The sequence below is a fragment of the Parabacteroides sp. CH2-D42-20 genome (assembly GCF_003670185.1).
Taxonomy (GTDB): Bacteria; Bacteroidota; Bacteroidia; order Bacteroidales; family Tannerellaceae; genus Parabacteroides; species Parabacteroides distasonis.
Window position 1 is genome coordinate 94,980 of record NZ_RAYG01000021.1, and the last position, 22,758, is coordinate 117,737.

Sequence of the window (22,758 nt, forward strand, 5' to 3'; positions counted from 1 at the left end):
TATTAATATGAGAAAAATGAGATTTATGAGTTGGGGGATGGCTTGTCTGCTGGGCGGATGCCTGTCGCTGGCCTCTTGCCAACAGGAGGAGTTGGGAGGAGTGCCTGTGGCGAAAGGGACGGGGACGATCACGCTCGACTTGGTGGCTGATGCCGGTTTTTCCTCCAATAGTAAGACAAAGGCAGTAGATGAGGCTGTGTATAAGAATCTGAATCAATATACGGTGCAGATCTTGGACATGGATGATAACGTGAAAAGGGAATTTACTTATTCGGCTAATCCGGAATCTGTCACATTGGATAATGGTTCGTATCTTGTGAAGGCTTTTTACAAAGGGGGAGGGATTACTGCGGATACCAAATCTTCCCGTGCCGGATTTTATGTGGAAGGTTCCAGCATTGTTAACGTGGAAGGCGGGGATACTTCGGTTAGTTTCACTTGCATGCCGGTTTGCGGAAAGGTGAAAACGGCGTTTGACGGGAAGATGGCCGACTATTTCGAGGATTATTATGTGGAATATAAGACGAGTTCGGCTACCGTCCGGTGGGAAAAGGTGGATATTGACCCTTGGTATTTATGGTTGCCGTCCGGTGGTGAGACCGTGACCGCTACAATCCACCTGACTGCTAAGAAGGAATATGAACCGGCCGGTGATGCGAAAGAGGGAACGGTCGTGAAAACCTATAAATTATCGCGTAATAAATCGTGGACGTTAAGCGTGGCCCCGAATTACTCTTCTTCTTTTGGGCAGCTGGGTATCAAGATCACGATTGATGAGACAACGGTGGATCATGAGATACCAATCGAGATTCCTACCGAATGGATTGATGCGACAAAAAATGAGGATAGTAAGTCATGAGAAAGCATAATGTCATAATTTTTGCGGCCCTTGTTCTGGTAGGGCTGGCCTCTTGCGAGATGCGGGAGGAGATCAAAGGAAATAAAAGTGTCAAGGATACGGGTGTATTGGAGCTGAGCGTGCAGGCCAAAGCACCGGTATCGATGCAGACGAAAGCCGGAGAGGAGACAGGTGCGGACGTAAGCACGAATGGGTTCCCTGTCCGGGTGTATGGCACGGATGAGGATAACAAGGAGGAGATTCGCAATTATGTCGTGGGGGAAGACTTGCCCGAGTCGATTACCTTGCCTGTGGGTAACTATAGCATAAGGGCGCATACTCCCGGTGAGTTGAAGAAGAAAATGAGCGTTCCTTATTACGGGACGGAGAAGGCTCTTAAGGTAGAGGCGAATAAAACGTTTCAAGAGACCGTGACCTGCAAGCGGGAGAACAGCCGGATGCAGGTGGTGTATAACGCTGATTTCCTTGCGAACTTCAAAACGTGGACAATCACGGTGGATGATGGATCGGAGACGGCGTTGCCGTTTACGGAGAAAGATGGGACGAATCCTGCTCCTGTTTATTGGTATTTCGAGGAGGGCGTGGAGACGGTGACCGTGAATTTCAACGCTACTTTAATGACTGGCGAAACAGTTAAGTCTCAATCGCGGACGTATTCGAGAAAAAATGCCGTGGAGGGTTACGATGACGGTTCGAATTTCTTTACCGGTGGGGATGCCTTGGTGTTTAATCTGGGCGTGGTTGAGAACGCATCCGGGAAAATTACCGGGTTTGATATGAAGGTGGAGATCACTTTCGAGGATGAAATGGAAGCGGTGGAGATTCCGGTTGGGGATAAGCCGACGGAACCGGAAAAGCCTACGGATCCGGTGAATCCGGAACCGGGGGATGGTGAGGAGCCATCGTTGACCTTGCCTGCGGATGTTACTTATTCTCTTTCCGAGGGGAATCAACCAGCTAGTGCGGATGCTCTGATTGCTGCTCCTGCCGGATTGGAAAGTATATTGGTTACTATTGATGGGGGAAATGCAGGATTTAATGGTATATTGGCAGATTTGAGCATGGACGGGCAGAGTTTTGTAGACGGCGGTGTTAATCTTGTTGGTAATAATGATTTTACAAATCTGTTGACAAGTATGGGATTACCTCCCGCTCCTGCTAAAGGAGCAAAGACATACACTTTCCCAATAGGTGTCTTCTTCCAGTTCTTGGATATGACAGGTGCTACTGATGAGGGTAAGGCTCACGAGTTTCATATTGTTATCACGGATGTGAACGGGAAATTTACTAAAGAACAGACGTTGAAGATTACGATAAATGAATAATTACGCAAGGGATATGAGTATGAGATATATGATGTTTTCGATATACTTGCTTCTGTTTTGTTTCTGGGCATTTAGTTCTTGTCAAAATGAAGAGTTAGCAAGCGAAAGTGACACTATGGGCTATTTGAGCCTAGAGATTGGAGCGAGTTCTTCTCCCCGGACGAAGTCAAACGGACCGGCTGCGGATTATGATCCCAAGAAATTGCATGTGCGGATTCTTAATGAGAAAGGCGATACCGTGGTTAGCACAACGGATTGGGAAGGCCAGACGTTTCGTTTGAAGGCAGGTACTTATACGGTGAAGGCTTCCTCTAACGGATTTGATGGATCAACTTCTTGTGCGAAGCCTTATTATTCCGGTTCTACGGAGGTATTTGTTGCTGCGGGCAAGGAATGTACGGCAGAATTGACTTGTACTTTGGCGAATGTCATGGTAACCGTCTCTTTTGATAAGAGTTTCTCTAGTGCTTTCCAATCAGCTGCGGTTACGATAAAGTCTACTAAAGCGGGAGTTGATATTCGTTCTTATCAAATGGGTACGGACGATGGGGATTATTTTTTTCCTGTAGATAGCTTGATTACAGAACTTTCTGTTGTGAATAAGCATAATGTTACGTTTTGGCAGAAAGATACGATTGCTGGGGTCAAGGCGCGTGATCATTACAAGCTGACTTATCGTGTGAAGGAACAAGGCGAGGCTTCTATCGTCGTAAAAGCGGATGATACGGAGCGGGTATATACGTTTACTTTTAATGTCTATCCAGAGCCTTCGGCCGTTGTGGAAGTGAAGACGGCGAATGCGTGGAGTACGTTCGCCCGTTTGGAGGGTAATGCCCAGGATATGAAAGGGAATTTGGTTGATCCCTCTTATCTGACGTTCGAATATCGTCAGCAGGGCACGGAAGCTTGGACGAAGGTGATAACCGATATTACATCCGATTTGGAGGGTAATAGCATGACAATCTTAAAAGGACTGATTCCTGATACAAAATATGAGTATCATTTGGTTTATAAGAATGGTAATGAGGAGGTAACTAGTTCCGAGTCTTCTTTCACGACAGAGTCGCAAATGGTTTTGCCGAATGGGAAACTGGATGATTGGTATCAAGATGGTAAGACTTGGGATGCTATCTCTGAGGCTGATTTTAAGGCTCAAAGATTCTTTTGGGACTCTAGTAATCCTGGAACAACTACGGGAGCAGGTGCTCTAGTTAATGTGAATCCGACATTAGGAAGCAATACAAATGTGCATACAGCTGGGGGAAAATCGGCTGAGCTGAAGTCTCAGTATGCGTCCGCTTTTGGTATTGGTAAATTTGCGGCTGCCAGCCTTTATGCTGGTGCTTTCAATGGTTTGGTAGGTACGAATGGTGCCAAGATTGATTTTGGTCAACCCTTCACTGCTCGTCCGACTCAATTAACTGGTTGGTTCCAATATTCTACTGGTGCAATTGATTATGCGCAAAGTGGTTTGCCGGTAGGCGAAGGCGATACAGACCTCTGGTCTGCCTATATCGTCCTTACGAATGGCAAGTATCAGTTGAATAATACGGATATGGCAGGGACTTCCAAGGACTTCATGTCCATCTTGGAGAACGGGAAACCTGATGCCAGTGGCTTTGACGTGATCGCCTACGGGGTCTTGTCCGATGAGGAATGTGTTGCTTCTCCAGAGTGGAAGCAGTTCACGATTGACTTGACCTATCGTAACTTGGTGGAGAAACCGACCCATGTCATCATCGTCTTCTCTTCGAGCAAGTATGGTGATTATTTTACGGGAAGTACTAGTAGCACACTATATCTAGATGATCTCGAACTCATCTACGGCGATTCTCCTAAGCTGCTCGGTTCGGAATAGAAAGTTCTCAGCTCTCTCCGTACAAGTTCTAGCCTGAGTTTAGGTTTTTCCCTGTTAGACCATGAGCAGAAAAATAGTACATTTGCGGTGTCGGACAGCAAATAAGCTGTCCGACTTTCCCGGAGAGATCCGTCCGGAAATATTAGAGTTAAAATAGAAAGTAAATGATGCATAAGTTTTTGATAGTTCCCCTGTGGGGAGTGGTTCTTTGGTTGTTGAGTAATACCGGTGTGGCGCAGGCTCAACGGATTCAACGTATCGAACGCGAGATACAGAAGACGGTCTTTATCCCTAAAGGCACTTGGATGGCTGGTGGTACGATATCTTACTCGGAACATAATGAGAGTAATTTGAACTTCTTGGTACTTAAAGATATAGAGGGGAAAGGTTACGATTTTAGCATAAGCCCCTATTTCGGGTATTTCTTTCGCGATAATATCTCTATGGGCGCACGCTTCGCCTATAAACGGAATTACTTGGATCTGGGTAATTTCGACTTGAACTTGGGTGAGGATTTCAATATTAGCTTGAAGAATTTGTATTATCTGGAACATAAATATGAGGCCTCTTGCTTTATCCGGACGTATATGCCGATCGGCAAAAGCAAGATATTCGGTCTTTTCAACGAGGCTCGCTTGACGTATGGGTATGGCACGGGAAAGAACTCTACCGGTTCCGGTGCGGAGTATGACGGCTCGTATCAGACAGTACAGAATATGCAGATCGGTTTCGCCCCGGGTATGACGGCGTTTATCACGGATTGGTCGGCGGTAGAGGTGTCGGTTGGTGTGATGGGCTTCGACTTCAAGTGGATCGATCAAGAAACAAACAAAGTAGAGGAGGGACGGCAGCGGGTCTCTTCCGGAAATTTCAAGATCAATCTCTTCTCGATCAATATTGGTATGACGTTTTATCTGTAAGGAATGAAGATGAGGAATCGAAATATAATCTGTTGTATAATATGTCTGTTATCATTGACCGCTTGCGTGATTGAAGATGATATCCCTTATCCGTTGTTGGAGGGAGCCATCCTTTCGATGACGGTGGAAGGGCAGCGTGCCGGTGAGGAAGGACAGAGCGTGGAGGCTACGATCGATGCGAAGGCCCGCACGGTGACCCTATTCGTGAACGACTCGGTGGATCTCTCCCGTTTGAAGATAAAATCCTTGAAAGTGACAGAGGGAGCTACCTTGATGGCCGATTCGGCTGCGTGTGCGGATATACGCCGTTTCCCGACAACGGGTTTCGCCTCTTTGGACAGTGTCTCTTCCGAAGCGAATACGCGGGTGGATTTTACCAAGCCGGTTTCTTTTACGGTGAAAACGTATCAGGAATATGTCTGGAAGGTGTCGGTGACGCAATTGATCAAACGAGAAGTGGACGTGACGGGGCAAGTGGCGGATGCCGTGATCGATCCGGTGAACCGTAACGTGATTATCTATGTCTCTCCGGATCAATCATTGAGCGACCTGCAAGTGAACAGCATGACGCTTGGAGGGGAGTTCGGGCGTGTGGAACCAGATCCTACCGATCCCGCTGAGAAAGATTATTCGAAAGGTCCCCGGCAGTTCTATGTGGGGTATAACTGGGAGGAGACGATGTCGAAATGGAATGTCTTCGTGTATCATAAGGAGAGTAACGCAAGTGGTGCGGAGGCTTTCGCGATGGTAACCCGTGCTACGCTTTCCGGGAAGATCCAGAGCGGGAAGACACCGGTCGTGGAGTATAAGCGACAGGCTGACGCAGCTTGGAGCACGTTGGCAGCTTCGGCGGTGAAGGTGTCCGGTACCTCTTTTACGGCCTCGCTGACAGGGCTTAAGGCAGCCACTGCCTACCAATACCGGGTATCGGTAGATGGAACAGCGGGAGAGGAGCAATCTTTTACCACGGCGGAGGCAATACCCTTGACGAACGGAGGCTTCGATGACTGGAGTTCCGTGCCTGCGGGCAAGAATACGCTTTGGCAGCCTTGGGCGGAGGGAGGAACCTCCTTCTGGGATACGGGAAACAAAGGGGCTACCACCGTGGGTAACAGCAACTCCACGCCTACTACCGAGACGAGCACGGGAAGTGGGCAAGCTGCCTCGCTGGAGTCGAAATATATCGTCTTGAAGTTTGCTGCCGGCAACATCTTTACGGGTACTTACGTGCGGACGGACGGGACGAACGGTGTGTTGCAATTCGGCCGTCCCTTCACGAGCTTCCCCTCGAAATTGCGGATCCATTATAAATACAATTGCGTTCCGATCAACAAGTCGGGCGACGATGATTTCAAATATTTGGTAGGTCGCCCGGACTCGTGCCAGGTTTATATCGCCTTGACTGACTGGGACGCCCCGCTGGAGATCCGTACCCGGCCTTCCGAACGTCAGCTCTTTGACCCTTCGGATCCGAAGGTGATCGCTTACGGCGAGCTGACGAAGGGCGAGTCTGTCTCCTCGTGGACGCAAGCGGATATCGTGCTGGATTACCGCTACACGAACCGTACGCCTAAATACATCGTGGTAGTCGCTTCTGCTAGCAAGTATGGCGATTACTTCACGGGCGGCGAGGGTAGCAAACTTTGGCTGGATGAATGTGAATTGATTTACGACTAACAATAAGGAAAACAAACGATAGGATGAAAGCAATGAGACATATTCACTTGTACATATATTTACCCTTCTTTGCCCTGCTCGCAACACTCTCCGCTTGTGTGGGCGAGGAGCTTTCTGCTCCGAAAGGGGAGGGAAGGTTGCGCTTGGAGATCGCTTCCGTAACGGCTGAGGTCTCTTCCGCCACGCAGACAAAAGCGGACGAAACCGCTACCGCAAAGACTGAACTGGAAAATCTGCCGGATGCGAAGGATTTTTCCGTGAAGGTGATCGGTGCGACGGGGGAAGTGCTATTCGATAAACCTGTAACGGAGATACCTCAAGCGGGGATTCCTTTAGAAACGGGCAAGTACACAGTAGAGGTACACTATGGCAATAATCAGGAGCTGATAACGACTATCTTGCCGAGGTACTTCGCCGGATCTACCACGGTATCGATCATTCCCGGCGAGACCGCTACGGCTTCCATTTCGGCGAAATGGGGCTATTCCGCTGTTTATCCTGTGATAGCGGAGGATTTGGCGGCTCATTATAAATCTTATCATTTGGATGTCAAGGTCGGGCAGACGCAAAAGCAGATTTTGCTCAATGCCGACAATACATTCCCTACGGTTTATCTCTTGGCGGGCACGAACGCATCGGTTCACTTGGCGGGTACGAACTATACGAATCAAGAAGTCTCCAATCCTCTATTCTCGCAAACGACCTTGCCCGCCGCCATGGAGTATACCTTGAATGTAACGCCGGATATCCCGGTGTTCTCGTTTGGGTTACGAGCGACGGCTACGCATACGAAAGATGCGAGCGGTTATTTGGACGGTACCAAGGTGACGTTGTCATTGGGAGATCTCTCCGGCGTACCTACGAAATTGATCTCTACTTGGACTGCGGAGCTGGTGAACGCTTCGAACGAAGTTGTCCGCGCCTATACCTCCACAAACTTCACTGTTCCCGACGTGATGGTAGACGCTAACGCTTGGCCTTATCTTCCGCAAGGAAACTATACGCTGAAATATAAGTACATGCTAAATGGCGAGGAAGTAAGTGAGGAACAGACGGAGACCGCTACGGTGGTTGTGCCGGCTCCGGAGTTTGAGGTTGCTTTCGCACCCTATACTTCTTACACGAAATATACGGAGGGAAAGATTGCCGAGGCTAATAGCTGCGAGAATAATAAGATCTATAATGTCAAGGCTTCTGTGAATATCTCGAATGATCTATTGACGAATGCGAAATATAATGGCTCGTTCACTTATTCCTATGAGGGAACGGCTGAGAATATCGCATCCAATTCTTTTGATAAGGGTGACCTGTCTGTATCGGAATGGAAACAATATGCTGTATCTGCTTCCGCTACCTTTGATGGCGTGACGAAAGAGATTGCGTTGGGGGTGCATATCACGGGGTTGCCGTATGTCCCAGATACAATGATAGGGGCTGATTGGACTTTAGCTTCTGGGAATTGTAAATATGAGAATGGTATGATACAATTGGGAGGCATAAATGGAATTGGAAAATGTACTGCTACGTCGAAGAATTTCCATATTCCAAATAATGTAAATGTAACCTTGGATACGAATGTCACAGTAAGGGATGGCTATGTATTCTTCGGGTGGCGAGAGACAACATTTACGGCAAGTATAAACGGGTCAACTGTTATTTCTCAACCTGGAAATCGTGAGGATAATGATAATGCAGGAAAAAATTATTCATTATCGGGAAATGGCACTTTTTCTACGGACGGTCGTGTGGTAACGTTGAACAGTTCGTATTCAGCAGCAGGTCCTTGGGCTAAAGTTTATACTTTACAGATATTATATAAATAAACTTATGAAAAAAAATGAATATGCAACAAACATTCTTATTGGGCATAACCACCCTCTTATTACTCTTCCTCCCCTCCTGTAGCAACATCCTAGAGGACTCCGGAAGCCCCTCGTCTATCGCCGAGACCGGCAAGCTCAGCCTTGCCCTTGAGGCGGATGCCTCCGTTAGTGTAACAACGAAAGCCACATCGACTACGTCTGTTACGATCAGTGACGAAGTTAAAAAAAATTTGGTGATCACCGGGACAAAAGGTGGTAGCTCTATTACTTTAGGCAAATCCTCCGATTTCGCCAATGAGGTCACAAAGGCCGTTCCCGCCGGTACCTATACAGAACTATCAGCCACTTACGATAAAATGACTGGCGATTTGCAGTTCGACAGCCCCACGCTTGCGGGGAAGACAACGGAAAGTGTAACCGTTACCCCTAACGCTGCGGCTGCCTCCGCTTCTATTACAGCCACGCTCACCAACTCGATCATCACGATCAATACGGAAGAGTTCGCTAAGTTGCAGAAGATGGCTACGATCACCAAGCTTTATGTGTACACTGGTACCGCCGATGACCCTACGGAAGAGAACCCGGAATATACCCTGCTATCCACCGCAAATACCCTAGAAACCGGCAAGACCTTGTTCGTGAAACCTGGCCTCTCAAATGTATTTATCCGTATAGAAGGCAAGCTGATCGCAGACGAGACCAAGATATTCTCCACCTCGTCACAGATACGGGAATCGGAAGAGACTTCCATCACCGCCGCCACCAAGAACTACAGCGTGCAATACAGTCTTGCGAACACGCAAGGCACATTAACGTTGACCATTAATGTAAACGGAACGGTAGAGATTGTCGAGATACCGGTCGAGGTCAATCCTTACGAGTGATTGTCTCCATTTATCCAGATTCTCCGTCCGATTTCCAAGTGTAATGATATTACGTATCTTACTTTTTGTAGTAACTTTGCAAAAAATATAACATAAAGAACAAGGTATGAGACATTCGCTAATTATTCTATTCAGTTTTTCGCTTCTCTCAATCTTTATGGCCCATGGGCAATCGGAGAATGAGAAATCCAAGGGCGATTCATTCTTGTTTTCCTTTATACCCGGAGAGGCTGATCTACAAGCTACCTACGGGAATAATTCAATAGAGATGGAGCGACTCAATCGGAAAATCTGGCCGGTGATGAATCCTTTGATGGATGGGGAGTTTCATGTGCTGATCGTCTCGCATATCTATACTGAGACAGGAGCGGTATCCAAAAACGCTGTCAACACTGCCATGTGGCGGGGGAATACCGTGAGGAAATATCTGAAAAACAAATACGAGCTTGATAATAAACAAATCTCCTTCTATGTAGACCGTAGCGGGGAATGGGGGAATAGCGTGCATGTGTATCTGCTTTATTTCGCTATGCCGGAGTTTGCCAATAAGCAGATCTTTTATTCCACGGATCAGTCTATACCTGCTATCTCGGCAAGCCTAAAACGATATACGGAGGTCCCTTATATTTACGTGCTCAATGATCCGGATCTTTGCGTGGATGATGAGGTGTTCGCTTATGTCGTGATCAGCAATAAGGCCGATCTTCCTTATGAGGAAGGGGCGATGGTTCCGGTGGCTCCTCCTGCGCAGGAGAAGGTGAGGCAAACGCCGGTAGTCTCTCAACCGGCTCGGACGGAACCTGAGATTACTGGGCAGGCAACGGTAGCTGTAACCCCTGAGCTTCAAGCTCCGGAACGGCAGTCTACCGCATATCAGCCCCGGCAGGCGGAGACTCGTGCCGTGACGATGGAGAAAGTCTATCCTACTTTCCAAATGACAAATTTGACTGTTAGGACGAATGTACTGCCTTGGATGACGGTTCCCCCGGGTTTAAGTGTCGGTAAGGAGGGAGCGGAATTGAAGACAGGGTCTATCATGCCAAACTTGGAATTGGAGTATATGTTTGGAGGTTGGGGTTCTGTCGTATTGGGAGGTATGTATTCTCGGTTTGGTTATAAAGGGAATCCTAATAATTTGTGGGGAGTGTCGGTGCTATCTTTGGAGCCTCGACTATGGTTTAACGATGATAGTACTTATCGGGGATTCAACGTGGGCTTGCAGATGAAATACGGAAACTTCAACGTGCGCGATAATGAGCCGTTAGGACATGGAGAGACTGGACAGTTCTTCGGTATCGGGGCGATGCTGAATTATTTGCAACCTATCTCCGGGAATTTCGCTTTTGAGGCTGGGTTTGGCTTTGGCTCACGAATTATCTTTGATGCTTCCACTTACGAGCGGGATTATGATGCACAGGTGAGCGAGACTACGGAGAATTTCTCGGCGACCCATTTCATGCTTAATTTCCGGTTGGCGTTGGTGTATAGGTTTGGATTTAAATAAACGAGATTAGAGTCCCTTTCTCGGAAGTAGTAATGGACGCTGTGTAAATCTTATCTTCGATCTTTATTATAATAATCTTCTTTTTGTCGAAGAAATTACCTTTTTCGATGATGTCAAGAGCTTCCGCCTTATGTCCCCTAGCGGTAAGCTCTTTTTTTATACCTTGTTTTTATGTCTTCTTCCCATATATATTATTATTAGAGGTAAAGTTCCTAGCCTCATTAAGAGGAAACTCACTCACAAAGGAAATTATTCTTTTCCGTCTAACCAAATTATTCCGTACCTTTGCCCCTCAAAAAGAGAACACAAGGTATGGAAAAACATTTTAAGAGAACGCTGATTACTACGGCGTTGCCGTATGCGAACGGACCGGTGCATATCGGCCATTTGGCCGGGGTATATGTGCCTGCTGATATTTATGCCCGTTACCTTCGTTTGAAGGGGGAGGAAGTGTTGATGATTGGTGGTTCGGACGAACATGGGGTACCCATCACGTTGAGAGCGAAGAAGGAGGGGATCACGCCGCAGGATGTGGTGGATCGTTACCACGGTATTATCAAGAAATCGTTCGAGGAGTTCGGTATCACGTTTGATATCTATTCTCGTACTACTTCCGCTACGCATCATCAGATGGCCTCGGATTTTTTCCGTACATTGTATGATAAAGGCGAATTCATCGAGAAAACAAGCGAGCAATACTACGATGAGGAGGCGAAGCAATTCTTGGCCGACCGTTATATCACGGGTACTTGTCCGCATTGTGGAAACGAGAAGGCGTATGGCGATCAGTGCGAGGCTTGCGGTACCTCCCTTAGCCCGACGGATTTGATCGATCCGAAATCCGCTATCAGTGGCAGCAAGCCGGTGATGCGTGAGACGAAGCATTGGTATCTGCCTTTGGATAAGTGGGAGCCATTCTTGCGTAAATGGATCTTGGAGGATCATAAGGAATGGAAGCCGAACGTCTACGGGCAGTGTAAGAGTTGGCTGGATATGGGTCTGCAACCCCGTGCGGTGAGTCGCGATTTGGATTGGGGTATCCCTGTTCCCGTAGAAGGGGCGGAAGGAAAGGTGCTGTATGTATGGTTCGACGCTCCGATCGGTTATATCTCTAATACGAAGGAGTTGCTGCCGGATAGCTGGGAGACTTGGTGGAAGGATCCGGAGACTAAAATGGTCCATTTCATCGGTAAAGATAATATCGTGTTCCATTGTATCGTGTTCCCTTCCATGCTGAAAGCGGAAGGTTCTTATAACTTGCCGGAGAATGTCCCCGCCAACGAGTTCTTGAACTTGGAGGGCGACAAGATCTCTACTTCCCGCAACTGGGCGGTTTGGTTGAACGAGTATCTGGTGGATATGCCGGGCAAGCAAGACGTGTTGCGCTATGTCTTGACGGCCAATGCGCCAGAGACAAAGGATAATGATTTCACATGGAAAGATTTTCAGGCTCGTAATAATAACGAGTTGGTCGCTATCTTAGGGAACTTCGTGAATCGTGCTTTAGTCCTTACGGATAAGTATTTCGAGGGTAAGGTGCCGGCGGCTGGCGAGTTGACGGATTATGATCGTCAGACCTTGAAGGATTTCGCGGATGTGAAAGAGAACGTGGAACGCCTGTTGGATACCTACCACTTCCGTGACGCTCAGAAAGAGGCGATGAACCTAGCCCGTATCGGAAATAAGTATCTCGCTGATATGGAGCCTTGGAAGTTGGCGAAGACGGATATGCCTCGTGTCGCTACGATCATGAACATCGCTTTGCAGATTACGGCTAATCTGGCGATCGCTTTTGAGCCGTTCTTGCCGTTTAGCATGGAGAAACTGAACAAGATGCTGAATGTAGAGCCGTTGGGATGGAATCGCCTAGGTGCTACGGATCTATTGGAGGCCGGTCATCAATTGGGCAAGGCAGAGTTGTTGTTCGAGAAGATAGAGGATAGCGTGATCGAGGCCCAAGTGCAGAAATTATTGGATACGAAGAAAGCGAATGAGGAAGCGAATTATAAGGCGAAACCGATCCGTGAGAATATTGAGTTCGATGATTTCATGAAACTGGATATCCGTGTGGGTACGGTTCTGGAATGCGTGAAGGTTCCGAAAGCGGATAAGCTGCTTCAGTTCCGTATAGACGATGGCCTGGAGAAACGCACGATCGTATCGGGCATCGCCCAGCATTATAAACCCGAGGAATTGGTAGGCAAGCAAGTTTGCTTCATCGCTAACTTAGCTCCCCGTAAGCTGAAAGGTATTGTTTCCGAGGGCATGATTCTCTCCGCCGAGAATTTCGATGGAAAGCTGGCCGTTATCACCCCGGAGAAAGAGGTGAAACCGGGTAGCGAGGTGAAATAATAAGGTAGACGCAATAATGAGGGGGCTATTCCGTTTTAACGATGGGATAGCCCTATTTTTGAGTGGATAAGATGCTTGAGAAACAGATACAGATGGTAGATCTGCGGAAGCAGTATGAACGTTTGCGTAGTGAGATCGATCCCGCCATGCAAACGGTGATAAATGCTTGCGCCTTTATCAATGGCCCTCAGGTGAAGGGATTTTGTAACCATTTATCAGATTATTTAGGTATTCCTTATGCGATCCCGTGCGGCAACGGTACGGATGCTTTGCAAATCTCCTTGATGGCATTCGACTTACATCCGGGCGATGAGGTGATCGTTCCTGCTTTTACGTATATCGCTGCGGCTGAGGTCGCTTTGGCGCTGGGCCTAGTGCCGGTATTAGTGGATGTAGATCCCGGTACATTCAATATAGACCCGGAAAAGATAGAAGATGCCTTGTCTGAAAAGACGAGAGCTATTATCGCAGTTCATCTTTTTGGCCAGTGTTGTGATATGGAACCGATCTTGCGTATCGCCAGCCGTCATAATCTATATGTGATCGAGGATAATGCCCAGTCCATCGGTGCTAATTATACTTTCTCGGATGGAACGGTGAAGAAAGCCGGTACGATCGCCTCTATAGGAACGACCTCCTTCTTCCCTTCGAAACCGTTGGCTTGTTATGGTGATGGTGGGGCGATGTTTACTTCCGACGCACGATTGGCCGAACGACTGCGAATGATCGCCAATCATGGGCAAAAGGTAAAATATCATCATGCTTTGGTGGGCTGCAACTCCCGTTTGGATACCTTGCAGGCCGCTGTCTTAGATGTTAAGCTTCGGTATTTGGATGAATTTGCCGCCGCTCGTTGTAAAGTGGCTGCTAGATACGATGCTGCCTTTTCCAGATTGGATGCTGTACGCAAACCACTAAAATCAGCCTTTTCATCGCATGTTTATCATCAATATACGGTACAGCTAGCTGTAGAAAAGAGGGATCAAGTACAAGCTGCGTTAAAAGAACGAGGCATTCCTTCTATGATTTATTATCCATTGCCTTTGCAGGAGCAAGAGGTGATGAGGGGTCGATGCCGGATTTCCGGGGATTTGAATGTCGCTTCTCGCTTGAGCCGATCCGTATTATCCTTGCCGATTCATACGGAGATGACAGAAGAGGAGCAGGCTTATATTATAGAATCTATAAAGAGTGTTTTATGAATAAGAAGATACGTTTCGCCGTGATCGGCTGTGGTCATATAGGTAAGCGTCATGCCGAGATGATTACCCGGGATGAAGGAGCGGAGTTGGTCGCTTTATGTGATATCCGTCCGAAAGAGGAGCTGGGGATCGAGGCTTATGCGGTCCCTTTCGCCCGGAATATAGATGAACTATTCCGTTTGGGATTGGATATAGATGTGGTGAATATTTGTACGCCCAACGGCTTACATGCCGAGATGGCGATCCAAGCGATAGAGAGCGGACATCATGTGGTCATAGAAAAGCCTATGGCCTTGACCTTGGCGGATGCCGAGAAAGTGGTTTATACCTCGTTGAGATTCCGTAAGCAGGTATTTTGCGTGATGCAAAACCGATATTCCCCGCCTTCGGTCTGGATCAAGGAGATGGTTGAGTCCGGAAAATTAGGCCAGATTTATATGGTGCAGCTGAATTGCTACTGGAACCGTGACGAACGCTACTATAAACCCGGAGGATGGCATGGCGACGCTGCCTTGGATGGTGGTACCTTATTCACCCAATTCTCCCATTTCATCGACATTATGTACTGGTTATTCGGGGATATCTGTAATATCCAGACCCGTTTCGCCGACTTCAACCACGAGAAACTGACCGCCTTTGAGGATTCCGGTTTCGTGAATTTTAATTTCGTGAACGGTGGAATGGGTAGTTTGAGCTACTCTACGGCGGTATGGGACAAGAATCTGGAAAGCAGCATGCTGATCGTGGCTGAGAATGGCAGCGTGAAAATCGGCGGTCAATATATGAATGAGGTAGAATATTGCCATATCAAGGGGTATGAAATACCGGAATTGGCCCCTACCAACCCCGGCAATGATTATGGCCCTTACAAAGGCTCCGCCCAAAACCACAACTTCGTGATCCGTAACGTGGTCAATGTCCTTTCCGGCGTCCCCGGCGAGATCATAACGACCAACGTCTTGGAAGGTATGAAGGTGGTGGATATTATACGGAGGATTTATGCGGGGAAAAGTGTGAAATAGTAGTGAGTAGATATGTGAAATCATTACAATAAGGTGATGATTTTGTGTGTCGCTATAATTATTTGATAATCAGAGCTCCAAAAAGACGTGCATGTTTCTCGGAAAACATGTACGTCTTTTTTTGAAAAGTTGCTCATGTTTTTAAGAAAACACGTACGTGTTTTTCTATGGAAGATAAAGAGGGTTCGAGGGATAAAAAGAATTTTTACAATAACTCTTTGTTTCCACATCATCTGCGGAAGATCGTAAATATACATAAAGCAAAGAAAAGCTTTCATTTTTTTAGTGTTAGCCAAAGGTAAATGCTTATCTTTGCCGCACTTTACCATACGTATCAAATGGCGGAACAATCATTAAAAGATAAGACAGCGAAAGGGCTCTTCTGGGGAGGGGTAAGTAATGGTGTGCAACAGTTGTTGGGGATGTTGTTTGGTATTTATCTGGCACGTACACTTAATGCCGAGGATTATGGATTGGTTGGGATGTTGGCGATATTTAGTGGTATTGCAGGTACGATTATAAATAGTGGCTTCTCGGTAGCCTTGACTAACAAATTGGATGCTACTCATAAGGATTATAATGCAGTGTTTTGGTTTTCTTTTGTTGTAAGCATCTGTTTGTATATTGTTCTTTTTTTTTCAGCTCCGCTGATTGCGTCATTTTATGATCGTCAAGAACTGGTTAATTTATCTCGGGTAATATTTGCGAGTTTTTTGTTTTCTGGAATGGCGATTGTTCCTCATGTTATCTTATTTAAGCAATTACAAGTCAAGATACAGGCGAAGATTGATGTTTTTGCGTTGTTCTTGTCGGGTATATGTGGGGTTCTTTTGGCATTCAATGGTTTTGCTTATTGGGCATTGGCAATTCAAAGTACGGTGTATGTGGCAAGTGTATCTTTGTTGAAATGGATGGTTGTATCTTGGCGCCCTAGTCTTGATTTTTCGATCGAACCTCTGAAAGAGATGTTTCCGTTTAGTGTAAAGTTGTTCCTTACGAATATTTTCCAACAGGTCAATAATAATGTGTTTTCTGTTTTGTTAGGTAAATTATATAACGCTAATGTGTTAGGCTATTATTCGCAAGGAAATAAGTGGATGACTATGGGAGGTTCGATGTTGAGCAATATGATCAATTCGGTGGCGCAACCTGTATTCGTGCAAGTGAATGATGATTTGGAACGTCAGCGGAATGTATTCCGCAAGATGGTTCGTTTCGCTGCGTTCGTGTCGTTTCCAGCTATGCTGGGATTGGCTTTTGTAGCAGAGGAGTTTATCTGTGCCACGATTGGCAATAAATGGTTAGAGAGTGTACCTATATTACAAATATTGTGCGTTCAAGGGGCGATAGGACCGCTTATATTGCTATATACCCAAGTTCTTGTCTCGCACGGGAAATCGGATACGTTTTTATATGCGAATGTGTTCCATGGTATATTACAATTGGCTATATTATGGCTTACTGCATCTTTTGGTATTCTTTGTATGGTTGTTGCATATGTGCTTACTTATGTATTTATGTTATTTGTGTGGCATCTTTTGGTTTATCGATTGATTCGTGTCCGTTTGGTACAATTGGCGCAAGATGTGTTACCTTATTTGGTGGTTACTTTGTTCGTCTTCTTTGTGGTATATGTCTTAACGATTAAGATTGAGAATCTATATATATTGTTACTATTGAAAATTAGTTTGTCAATTCTTTTTTATGCGTTCGCTTTATGGCGGTTGCGTTCTGTCGTATTCTTGGAAGGCGTGAATTTACTCCTTAATAAATGTCGGAAATGAAAGAGGTAAAGATAGGAAAGGATAAAATAAGTGTCGCATTATGTACTTATAATGGAGAGAAATTCATTCGTGAGCAGTTGCGGAGTATCGTTGGACAGACGATTCTACCGTGGCAGATCGTAGTGTGTGATGACCAATCGACCGACCGTACGATGGATATTGTAAGAGAGTTTGCGGATGACTATCCAAGTATCCGTTGGATGATTATACGGAATGAGGTTCGTTTGGGTGTCCGGCGTAATTTCGAGAAGGCGATTGCTTTAGCGGAAGGTGACTATATCGCTCCTTCAGACCAAGATGATATCTGGGAGAGAAATAAATTGGAGATCTTGTTGCATATAATGCGTGAAAAGAAGGTATCGTTAGTACATTCAAATATCCGTTATGTGGATGTGAAAGGGCGAGAGATGACTGAGAGATTGGATTTCCCTTGTTCGGTTCCGTTAGCTACATATCTTTATGGCTTGAATAATGTGATGGGCTGTACTTGTTTGTTTTGTGCGTCATTGAAAGACATATTATTTCCTTTTCCGATTCATTATTATTACCATGATCAATGGCTGGCGATTATGGCTTATCATAACGGAGGTATCTATCTTTGTGATCATAAACTGGTTCAATATAGACAACATGCGGATAATGTAGTATCTGCGATTTGTGGAGGGGGTAAAAAAGAGGGTGAAGAATTGGGGCTCAGCTATTTTGTCGGCAAGGCGGAAGACATATATCTCTTGCTACATCGACGTAAGCAGATTAAATATTCTCAGAAAGATTGGTGGCGTTTAGCTTGGTTGTATGTTTCGAATCGATCAGGGCTAGCGTGGTTGAAGTTCAAAGTGTTTAATTAAGATGGATATTTCTATTATATATGTAAATTATAAAACAGCTCCATTGATATTGGACAGTATTAGGTCGCTGAAAGAGAAAGCGGTAAGGTATCGTTATGAAATAATAGTCGTAGACAATGATTCAGGCGATGGCTCGTTAGAATTGATAAAAAAACGTTATCCAGAAGTTGTATGTGTACAAGCTTCAGAGAACCTAGGATTTGGGCGTGCGAATAATTTGGGTATGTCGTATGCTTCCGGTAATTGTATTTTGTTTTTGAATCCGGATACCCTATTACGGAATGATGCGGTTGATACGTTGTATACGTATTTGGTAGAACACCCCAATGTGGGAGCTTGTGGCGGGAATTTGTATGATGAGCAAGGGGTACCCACAACTTCATTTAGCAGAAAATTCCCTTCATTTATATGGGAATTTTTATCTGTTTTGTATATCTCTCCGATTAACTTATCATTCCCGCGATCGGTATATTTTAATAAGGAAGATAGGCCTATCCCGGTAGCGTCAATTACAGGAGCGGATTTAATGGTTCGGAAATCTGTTCTGTTGGAGGTGGGTGGTTTCTCTCCGGAGTTTTTTATGAACTATGAGGAAACGGAGTTGTGCCATCGCATCAACCGGGCGGGCTTTTCCATTTATTCAGTTCCATCCGCTCAAATTACTCATCTGGAGGGTCGTGCTTCTTATATAAAGCAATCTCGTCTTTATTTTTTATATGAGGGACAATACATTTATTTTCGAAAGGTTTATGGTATCTTTGGCTGCCGATTGATCTTTGCTATTACCCAGTTGAAAAGTTATATTCGTATTCTTCAATTCTTATTGTTGGGAAATCCGGAAAGACGTTCTTATTGGAAAATGAAGTTGGAGACAAATAGGAAAGTATGGAACTCCGAAAAGATAAAACGCATTTTGAAATGAAAAAGAAACTTGTGGTTTTTCATCCGGCGATAGCTCCTTATCGAGTAGATTTTTTTAATTCCTTGAATAAGGAGTTTGATGCTATATTCTATTTTGAGTTTGGAGATGTATTGGAGCAATCATTCGCTCAAGATGAGTTGAGAGGGCGATTGGAATTTGCACCTCGCTTTCTGGCTCCGGGATTATTCGGGATTAAGAATCTTAGGACGCAGGTTTTCTCGATATTGAGGAAGGAACAGCCGAATGTGGTATTTTGTAGTGAGTATAATATATTGGGTTTATTATTGTTGGTTTATAAATTCCTATTCAACTGGAAATTGTCTATTTTTACGATTTGTGATGATAGCAAAGAGATTGCTGAAAGCGCAAGTCTTGTGAAAAGATGTATGCGTTTTATCGCGGTTAAGTTTTACAGTGGTATTATCTTGACAAACGATGATGTGCTGTCTTGGTATGTTAAACACTTTCAGGCGAAGCGGAAATTTTTGTTTTTCCCGATTATCCAAAAAGATCAAGATTTTAGGTTGCTATTGGAGAACGCGTTGCCTGTTTCTAGGATGTTGGAGGATACGTATCATCTAAGAGGTAGGCAAGTTCTGCTGTTTGTCGGTCGTTTAATAGATATCAAGAATTTATTCTTTTTACTGGATACTTTAGCCTTGGTTGTAAATAGGTATCCTAAGGCTATTCTTTTATTTGTAGGTGATGGTGATCAGCGAGTGGCTTTAGAGCGACATGTGGAGAGAAATGGATTGGCTGACCATGTGATTTTCGCTGGGAAAAAGCAAGGTAAGGATCTATATGCTTGTTATAATGTCGGCCAGATATTTGTGCTGCCAAGTTATTATGAGCGTTTTGGAGCGGTGGTGAATGAGGCATTATTGGCAGGTTGTTATACCTTATGCTCTTCTGCGGCAGGAGCCGCCTGTTTGGTTAATCCTTTAGAGAATGGTGCGATTTTTGATTCTCACTCAAAAGATGGGCTGGTAGAGCAATTGACAGTAGCTTTGGATATGACTCCTGTTTTATCAGAGTTGAGACTTAAGGAGAATAAGATGCTAAATAGTTATGATACATATTTTGCTAATTTTATGAACCGATTAGATGACTTGTTGAATAAATAGAATTGATGATGAAAGTTTATTATTACCATATGGTGCCCATTAAATCTTATTATGAAGATTGGAAGGCAGGAAAGATTCCCGGACATCTTTTATATGGTCTGACACATTTATCTCAATATGGTGTTGAATGTATATATCATACCTTTCCCTTCAATCCCTATCTTCATAAGTGGAAACTGATGTTTTACAACTTGAGAAAGATATTGTCTTGTTCTCAAAGTTATGATGCGGTTTATGCGGTCACTCATACAGGTTTGGAACTATTGATTTTTATGAGGGCATTAGGCTTATTTAGAAAGCCTATAGTGATTTGGCATCATACGGCAGTGGTAGTTCCAGAGAGTCCTATTAGAAGGTGGGGGTCTGCCCTTTTCTATAAAGGGATTGATAAAATGTTCTTTTTTAGTGAGGCCTTATTGAGTGAATCTTTGAAAACGAAAAAGTTAAAGAAGGAAAATGCTTTTGTAGTTCATTGGGGGGGCGACTTGGTCTTTTATGATCGTTTGATAGCAAAGAGACAAACCTCATCTCATTTTGTATCTACGGGTCGAGAGAATCGTGATTTTATAACGCTTATTCGGGCTTTTAGCCAGTTAACGGAATCCTGTGATATTTATACGACTCGATTTGGAGGAAGAGTCAGTGATTATGAACTACTTGTGCAAAAAGAAATAGGTGTGTTAAAAGAGAATATACATTTCCATATTGTAGATTCCACTCATCTTGAAATGGCAGAGAAAACGAATAATGCTTTTGTTGTTTTGATTTGTTGTTTGAATTTTCCCTATACGGTTGGTCTGACTTCTTTGGTAGAGGCGCTAGCTTTCGGATTACCTATACTATCTACGGATAATCCGACCTTTCCGTTTGATGTAGAGAAAGAGCAGGTTGGAATAAAAATCGCATATGGGGATGTGAACGGTTGGGTTGAGGCAATCCAATATTTGAGTAGCCATCCAGAAAAAGCCAAGCGTTTAGGGGAAAATGCGAGATGATTGGCTGAACGTACCTATAATTTAGAACGATGTACAAAGGAAATAGCTTTGGCTTTGTTGACCGTATAGTTAAAAAATTAGTTGGAATGAAAATAGGAATTTTATATATAGGAATAGGTAAATATTTGAGCTTGTGGGATGATTTTTATAAAACAAGTCAGAAGTATTTGTTCCCGGATGCAGAAAAAATCTATTTTGTATTTACAGATAGCGATGATTTTTTTCCTGAATCAGTTGTAAAATTGTATCAAAAAGACTTAGGGGGAAGAAATAATACATTGTATAGGTTTAAAATGTTTTATGAACATAGGATTGCTTTGTCTCAATGTGATTATTTGTTTTTCTTCAACGGGGATGTTATTTTTAAACGGACAATTCTGAGTAAGGAACTGATTCCATGTGAAAGCGAGGGTTATTTATTGGCTTTATCTTGGCATATATATCAAATAAAGTCTCCTAAAAAGTTTCCATATGATAGAAATCCAAATTCCTTGGCTTATATTTCTTATGATGAAGGAGTGTATTACTTTCAAGGAGGATTAAATGGTGGACGTACAAAGGAATATTTGGAACTTGCTGAACAGTGTATGATTGCGGTAGATATAGATGTGGAAAAAAATAATATAGCAGCTGTTGCTGATGAGTCTTATTTAAATAGGTATCTACTAAATAAAAAAATAAAGATTGTGGATACCATATATGGAAAACCAGAGAAGTTCTTTTTCCCCATACATGCAAAAATAATTTTTAGAGATAAAGGTACTTTTTTTCATTCTAAAGGTATAGAACATGTGGGCTGTATTAATTATAAACCTGCTTTACTTAGATTTTTCATTGATTTAAGTAAGTATTTGAGATACTTTCGCAAAAAGTGTTTATTGTTTTTTCATGATTGATAGGGTCGTTTGATTGAAATTTTTATTTGATATTCATAAAGCATTATTGTTTAATCTAATATGTTCAGTACCTTTGGGTTGATAAGAGTAGTTACAATAGAATGAAAGAAAACCAACATACCGAATTTAAGGAGTCATGGCATGACGAATATACCCGTTATATATCAGCTTTCTGTAATACGGAGGGTGGTGTATTATATATCGGTATCGATGATAAAGGAGAAGTTGTAGGGATAGAGCAGCCAAAGAAGTTGATTGAGAAACTGCCGAACTTTATCGCTCAGAAAACGGGTATTATGCCTCTTATCCATTTGAGGGAGAAGGCCGGTAAAGAATATTTGGAGATAGAAGTCCAACCTTCTGCCATGCCGATTTCCGTGCATGGACGGTATTATACCCGGAGTGGAAGCGTTACTTCCGAGCTACAAGGGAATCAGCTAAATATGTTTTTGGCTGCGAAAATGGGGTTGACATGGGAAAGTGTGATCGAGGAGGATTTATCTCGATCTCACCCCTCTAGGCCTCATAATAAATTGATAGCGGATGTCTTTTACAAGGCAGGTTTTATGGAAAGTTGGGGGCGGGGAACACAACGTATTATTGATAACTGCGTAGCTGAGGGATTATCCGCTCCTATGTATGAGTATAAGATGGGATTTTTGTACTTAACTTTTTCTCATGAGCGGGTAAATGAGCTTACTGATACAGAGCTGTCTATAGGCTCGTTGCAAATAAGCCATCTGTTACTCAATTAGAATTAGCT

At 44.3% G+C, this 22,758-nt stretch carries 18 protein-coding genes; all 18 read left to right on the forward strand.

What is annotated here, in order from left to right:
* The first annotated feature begins 7 nt into the window (after positions 1-7).
* The 18 genes from D7V92_RS13300 to D7V92_RS13390 all read left to right on the forward strand — a co-directional run bounded on the left by D7V92_RS13300 (position 8) and on the right by D7V92_RS13390 (position 22,750).
* Positions 8-859 (forward strand): DUF4493 domain-containing protein, encoded by an 852-nt coding sequence (locus D7V92_RS13300; protein ID WP_233572848.1) that lies wholly within the window; start codon positions 8-10, stop codon positions 857-859.
* Positions 856-2,184 carry a DUF4493 domain-containing protein gene (locus D7V92_RS13305; protein WP_121773056.1) on the forward strand — a complete coding sequence of 443 codons (1,329 nt, stop codon included), beginning with the start codon at positions 856-858 and terminating at the stop codon, positions 2,182-2,184. Before D7V92_RS13300 ends, D7V92_RS13305 begins: the two co-directional genes overlap by 4 nt.
* A 115-nt stretch (positions 2,185-2,299) precedes the next feature.
* Positions 2,300-4,042 carry a PCMD domain-containing protein gene (locus D7V92_RS13310; RefSeq protein ID WP_233572849.1) on the forward strand — a complete coding sequence of 581 codons (1,743 nt, stop codon included), beginning with the start codon at positions 2,300-2,302 and terminating at the stop codon, positions 4,040-4,042.
* Positions 4,043-4,209: 167 nt separating this feature from the next.
* Positions 4,210-4,962: a hypothetical protein gene (locus tag D7V92_RS13315; RefSeq protein WP_121773076.1), complete on the forward strand. Its 753-nt coding sequence runs from the start codon at positions 4,210-4,212 to the stop codon at positions 4,960-4,962.
* Between the two features lie 9 nt (positions 4,963-4,971).
* The gene (locus tag D7V92_RS13320) at positions 4,972-6,639 is read left to right on the forward strand and encodes a PCMD domain-containing protein (protein ID WP_370036377.1); all 1,668 of its coding nucleotides are present in this window, start codon (positions 4,972-4,974) and stop codon (positions 6,637-6,639) included.
* A 23-nt stretch (positions 6,640-6,662) separates the two neighbouring features.
* Positions 6,663-8,462 (forward strand): DUF4493 domain-containing protein, encoded by a 1,800-nt coding sequence (locus tag D7V92_RS13325; protein ID WP_121773058.1) that lies wholly within the window; start codon positions 6,663-6,665, stop codon positions 8,460-8,462.
* Positions 8,463-8,482: 20 nt separating this feature from the next.
* Positions 8,483-9,346, forward strand: a complete 864-nt coding sequence (locus D7V92_RS13330) for a DUF4493 domain-containing protein (protein WP_230319671.1) — start codon at positions 8,483-8,485, stop codon at positions 9,344-9,346.
* 106 nt (positions 9,347-9,452) lie between these two features.
* Entirely contained in the window at positions 9,453-10,850 is a 1,398-nt protein-coding gene (locus tag D7V92_RS13335; protein ID WP_121773060.1) for a DUF3575 domain-containing protein, read from the forward strand.
* A 312-nt stretch (positions 10,851-11,162) separates the two neighbouring features.
* Positions 11,163-13,202 (forward strand): methionine--tRNA ligase, encoded by a 2,040-nt coding sequence (gene metG / locus D7V92_RS13340; protein WP_005860759.1) that lies wholly within the window; start codon positions 11,163-11,165, stop codon positions 13,200-13,202.
* Between the two features lie 71 nt (positions 13,203-13,273).
* A complete protein-coding gene (locus D7V92_RS13345; RefSeq protein WP_121773061.1) occupies positions 13,274-14,404 on the forward strand; it encodes a DegT/DnrJ/EryC1/StrS aminotransferase family protein in 1,131 nt (376 codons plus the stop codon).
* A complete protein-coding gene (locus tag D7V92_RS13350) occupies positions 14,401-15,426 on the forward strand; it encodes a Gfo/Idh/MocA family protein (protein WP_121773062.1) in 1,026 nt (341 codons plus the stop codon). Before D7V92_RS13345 ends, D7V92_RS13350 begins: the two co-directional genes overlap by 4 nt.
* A gap of 338 nt (positions 15,427-15,764) precedes the next feature.
* The gene (locus D7V92_RS13360) at positions 15,765-17,210 is read left to right on the forward strand and encodes a lipopolysaccharide biosynthesis protein (protein ID WP_036619030.1); all 1,446 of its coding nucleotides are present in this window, start codon (positions 15,765-15,767) and stop codon (positions 17,208-17,210) included.
* Positions 17,207-18,058, forward strand: coding sequence for a glycosyltransferase family 2 protein (locus tag D7V92_RS13365; RefSeq protein WP_051635728.1), 852 nt, complete (start codon positions 17,207-17,209; stop codon positions 18,056-18,058). Before D7V92_RS13360 ends, D7V92_RS13365 begins: the two co-directional genes overlap by 4 nt.
* Position 18,059: 1 nt before the next feature.
* Positions 18,060-18,980, forward strand: coding sequence for a glycosyltransferase family 2 protein (locus tag D7V92_RS13370; protein WP_121773064.1), 921 nt, complete (start codon positions 18,060-18,062; stop codon positions 18,978-18,980).
* On the forward strand, positions 18,977-20,104 hold the full coding sequence (locus D7V92_RS13375) for a glycosyltransferase (RefSeq protein ID WP_121773065.1): 1,128 nt from the start codon (positions 18,977-18,979) through the stop codon (positions 20,102-20,104). Before D7V92_RS13370 ends, D7V92_RS13375 begins: the two co-directional genes overlap by 4 nt.
* Before the next feature lie 5 nt (positions 20,105-20,109).
* A complete protein-coding gene (locus tag D7V92_RS13380) occupies positions 20,110-21,099 on the forward strand; it encodes a glycosyltransferase family 4 protein (protein WP_233572850.1) in 990 nt (329 codons plus the stop codon).
* 29 nt (positions 21,100-21,128) lie between these two features.
* Positions 21,129-21,995, forward strand: a complete 867-nt coding sequence (locus tag D7V92_RS13385) for a glycosyl transferase (RefSeq protein ID WP_224201802.1) — start codon at positions 21,129-21,131, stop codon at positions 21,993-21,995.
* Positions 21,996-22,096: 101 nt separating this feature from the next.
* Entirely contained in the window at positions 22,097-22,750 is a 654-nt protein-coding gene (locus D7V92_RS13390) for an RNA-binding domain-containing protein (protein ID WP_227805698.1), read from the forward strand.
* Positions 22,751-22,758: the final 8 nt, after the last annotated feature.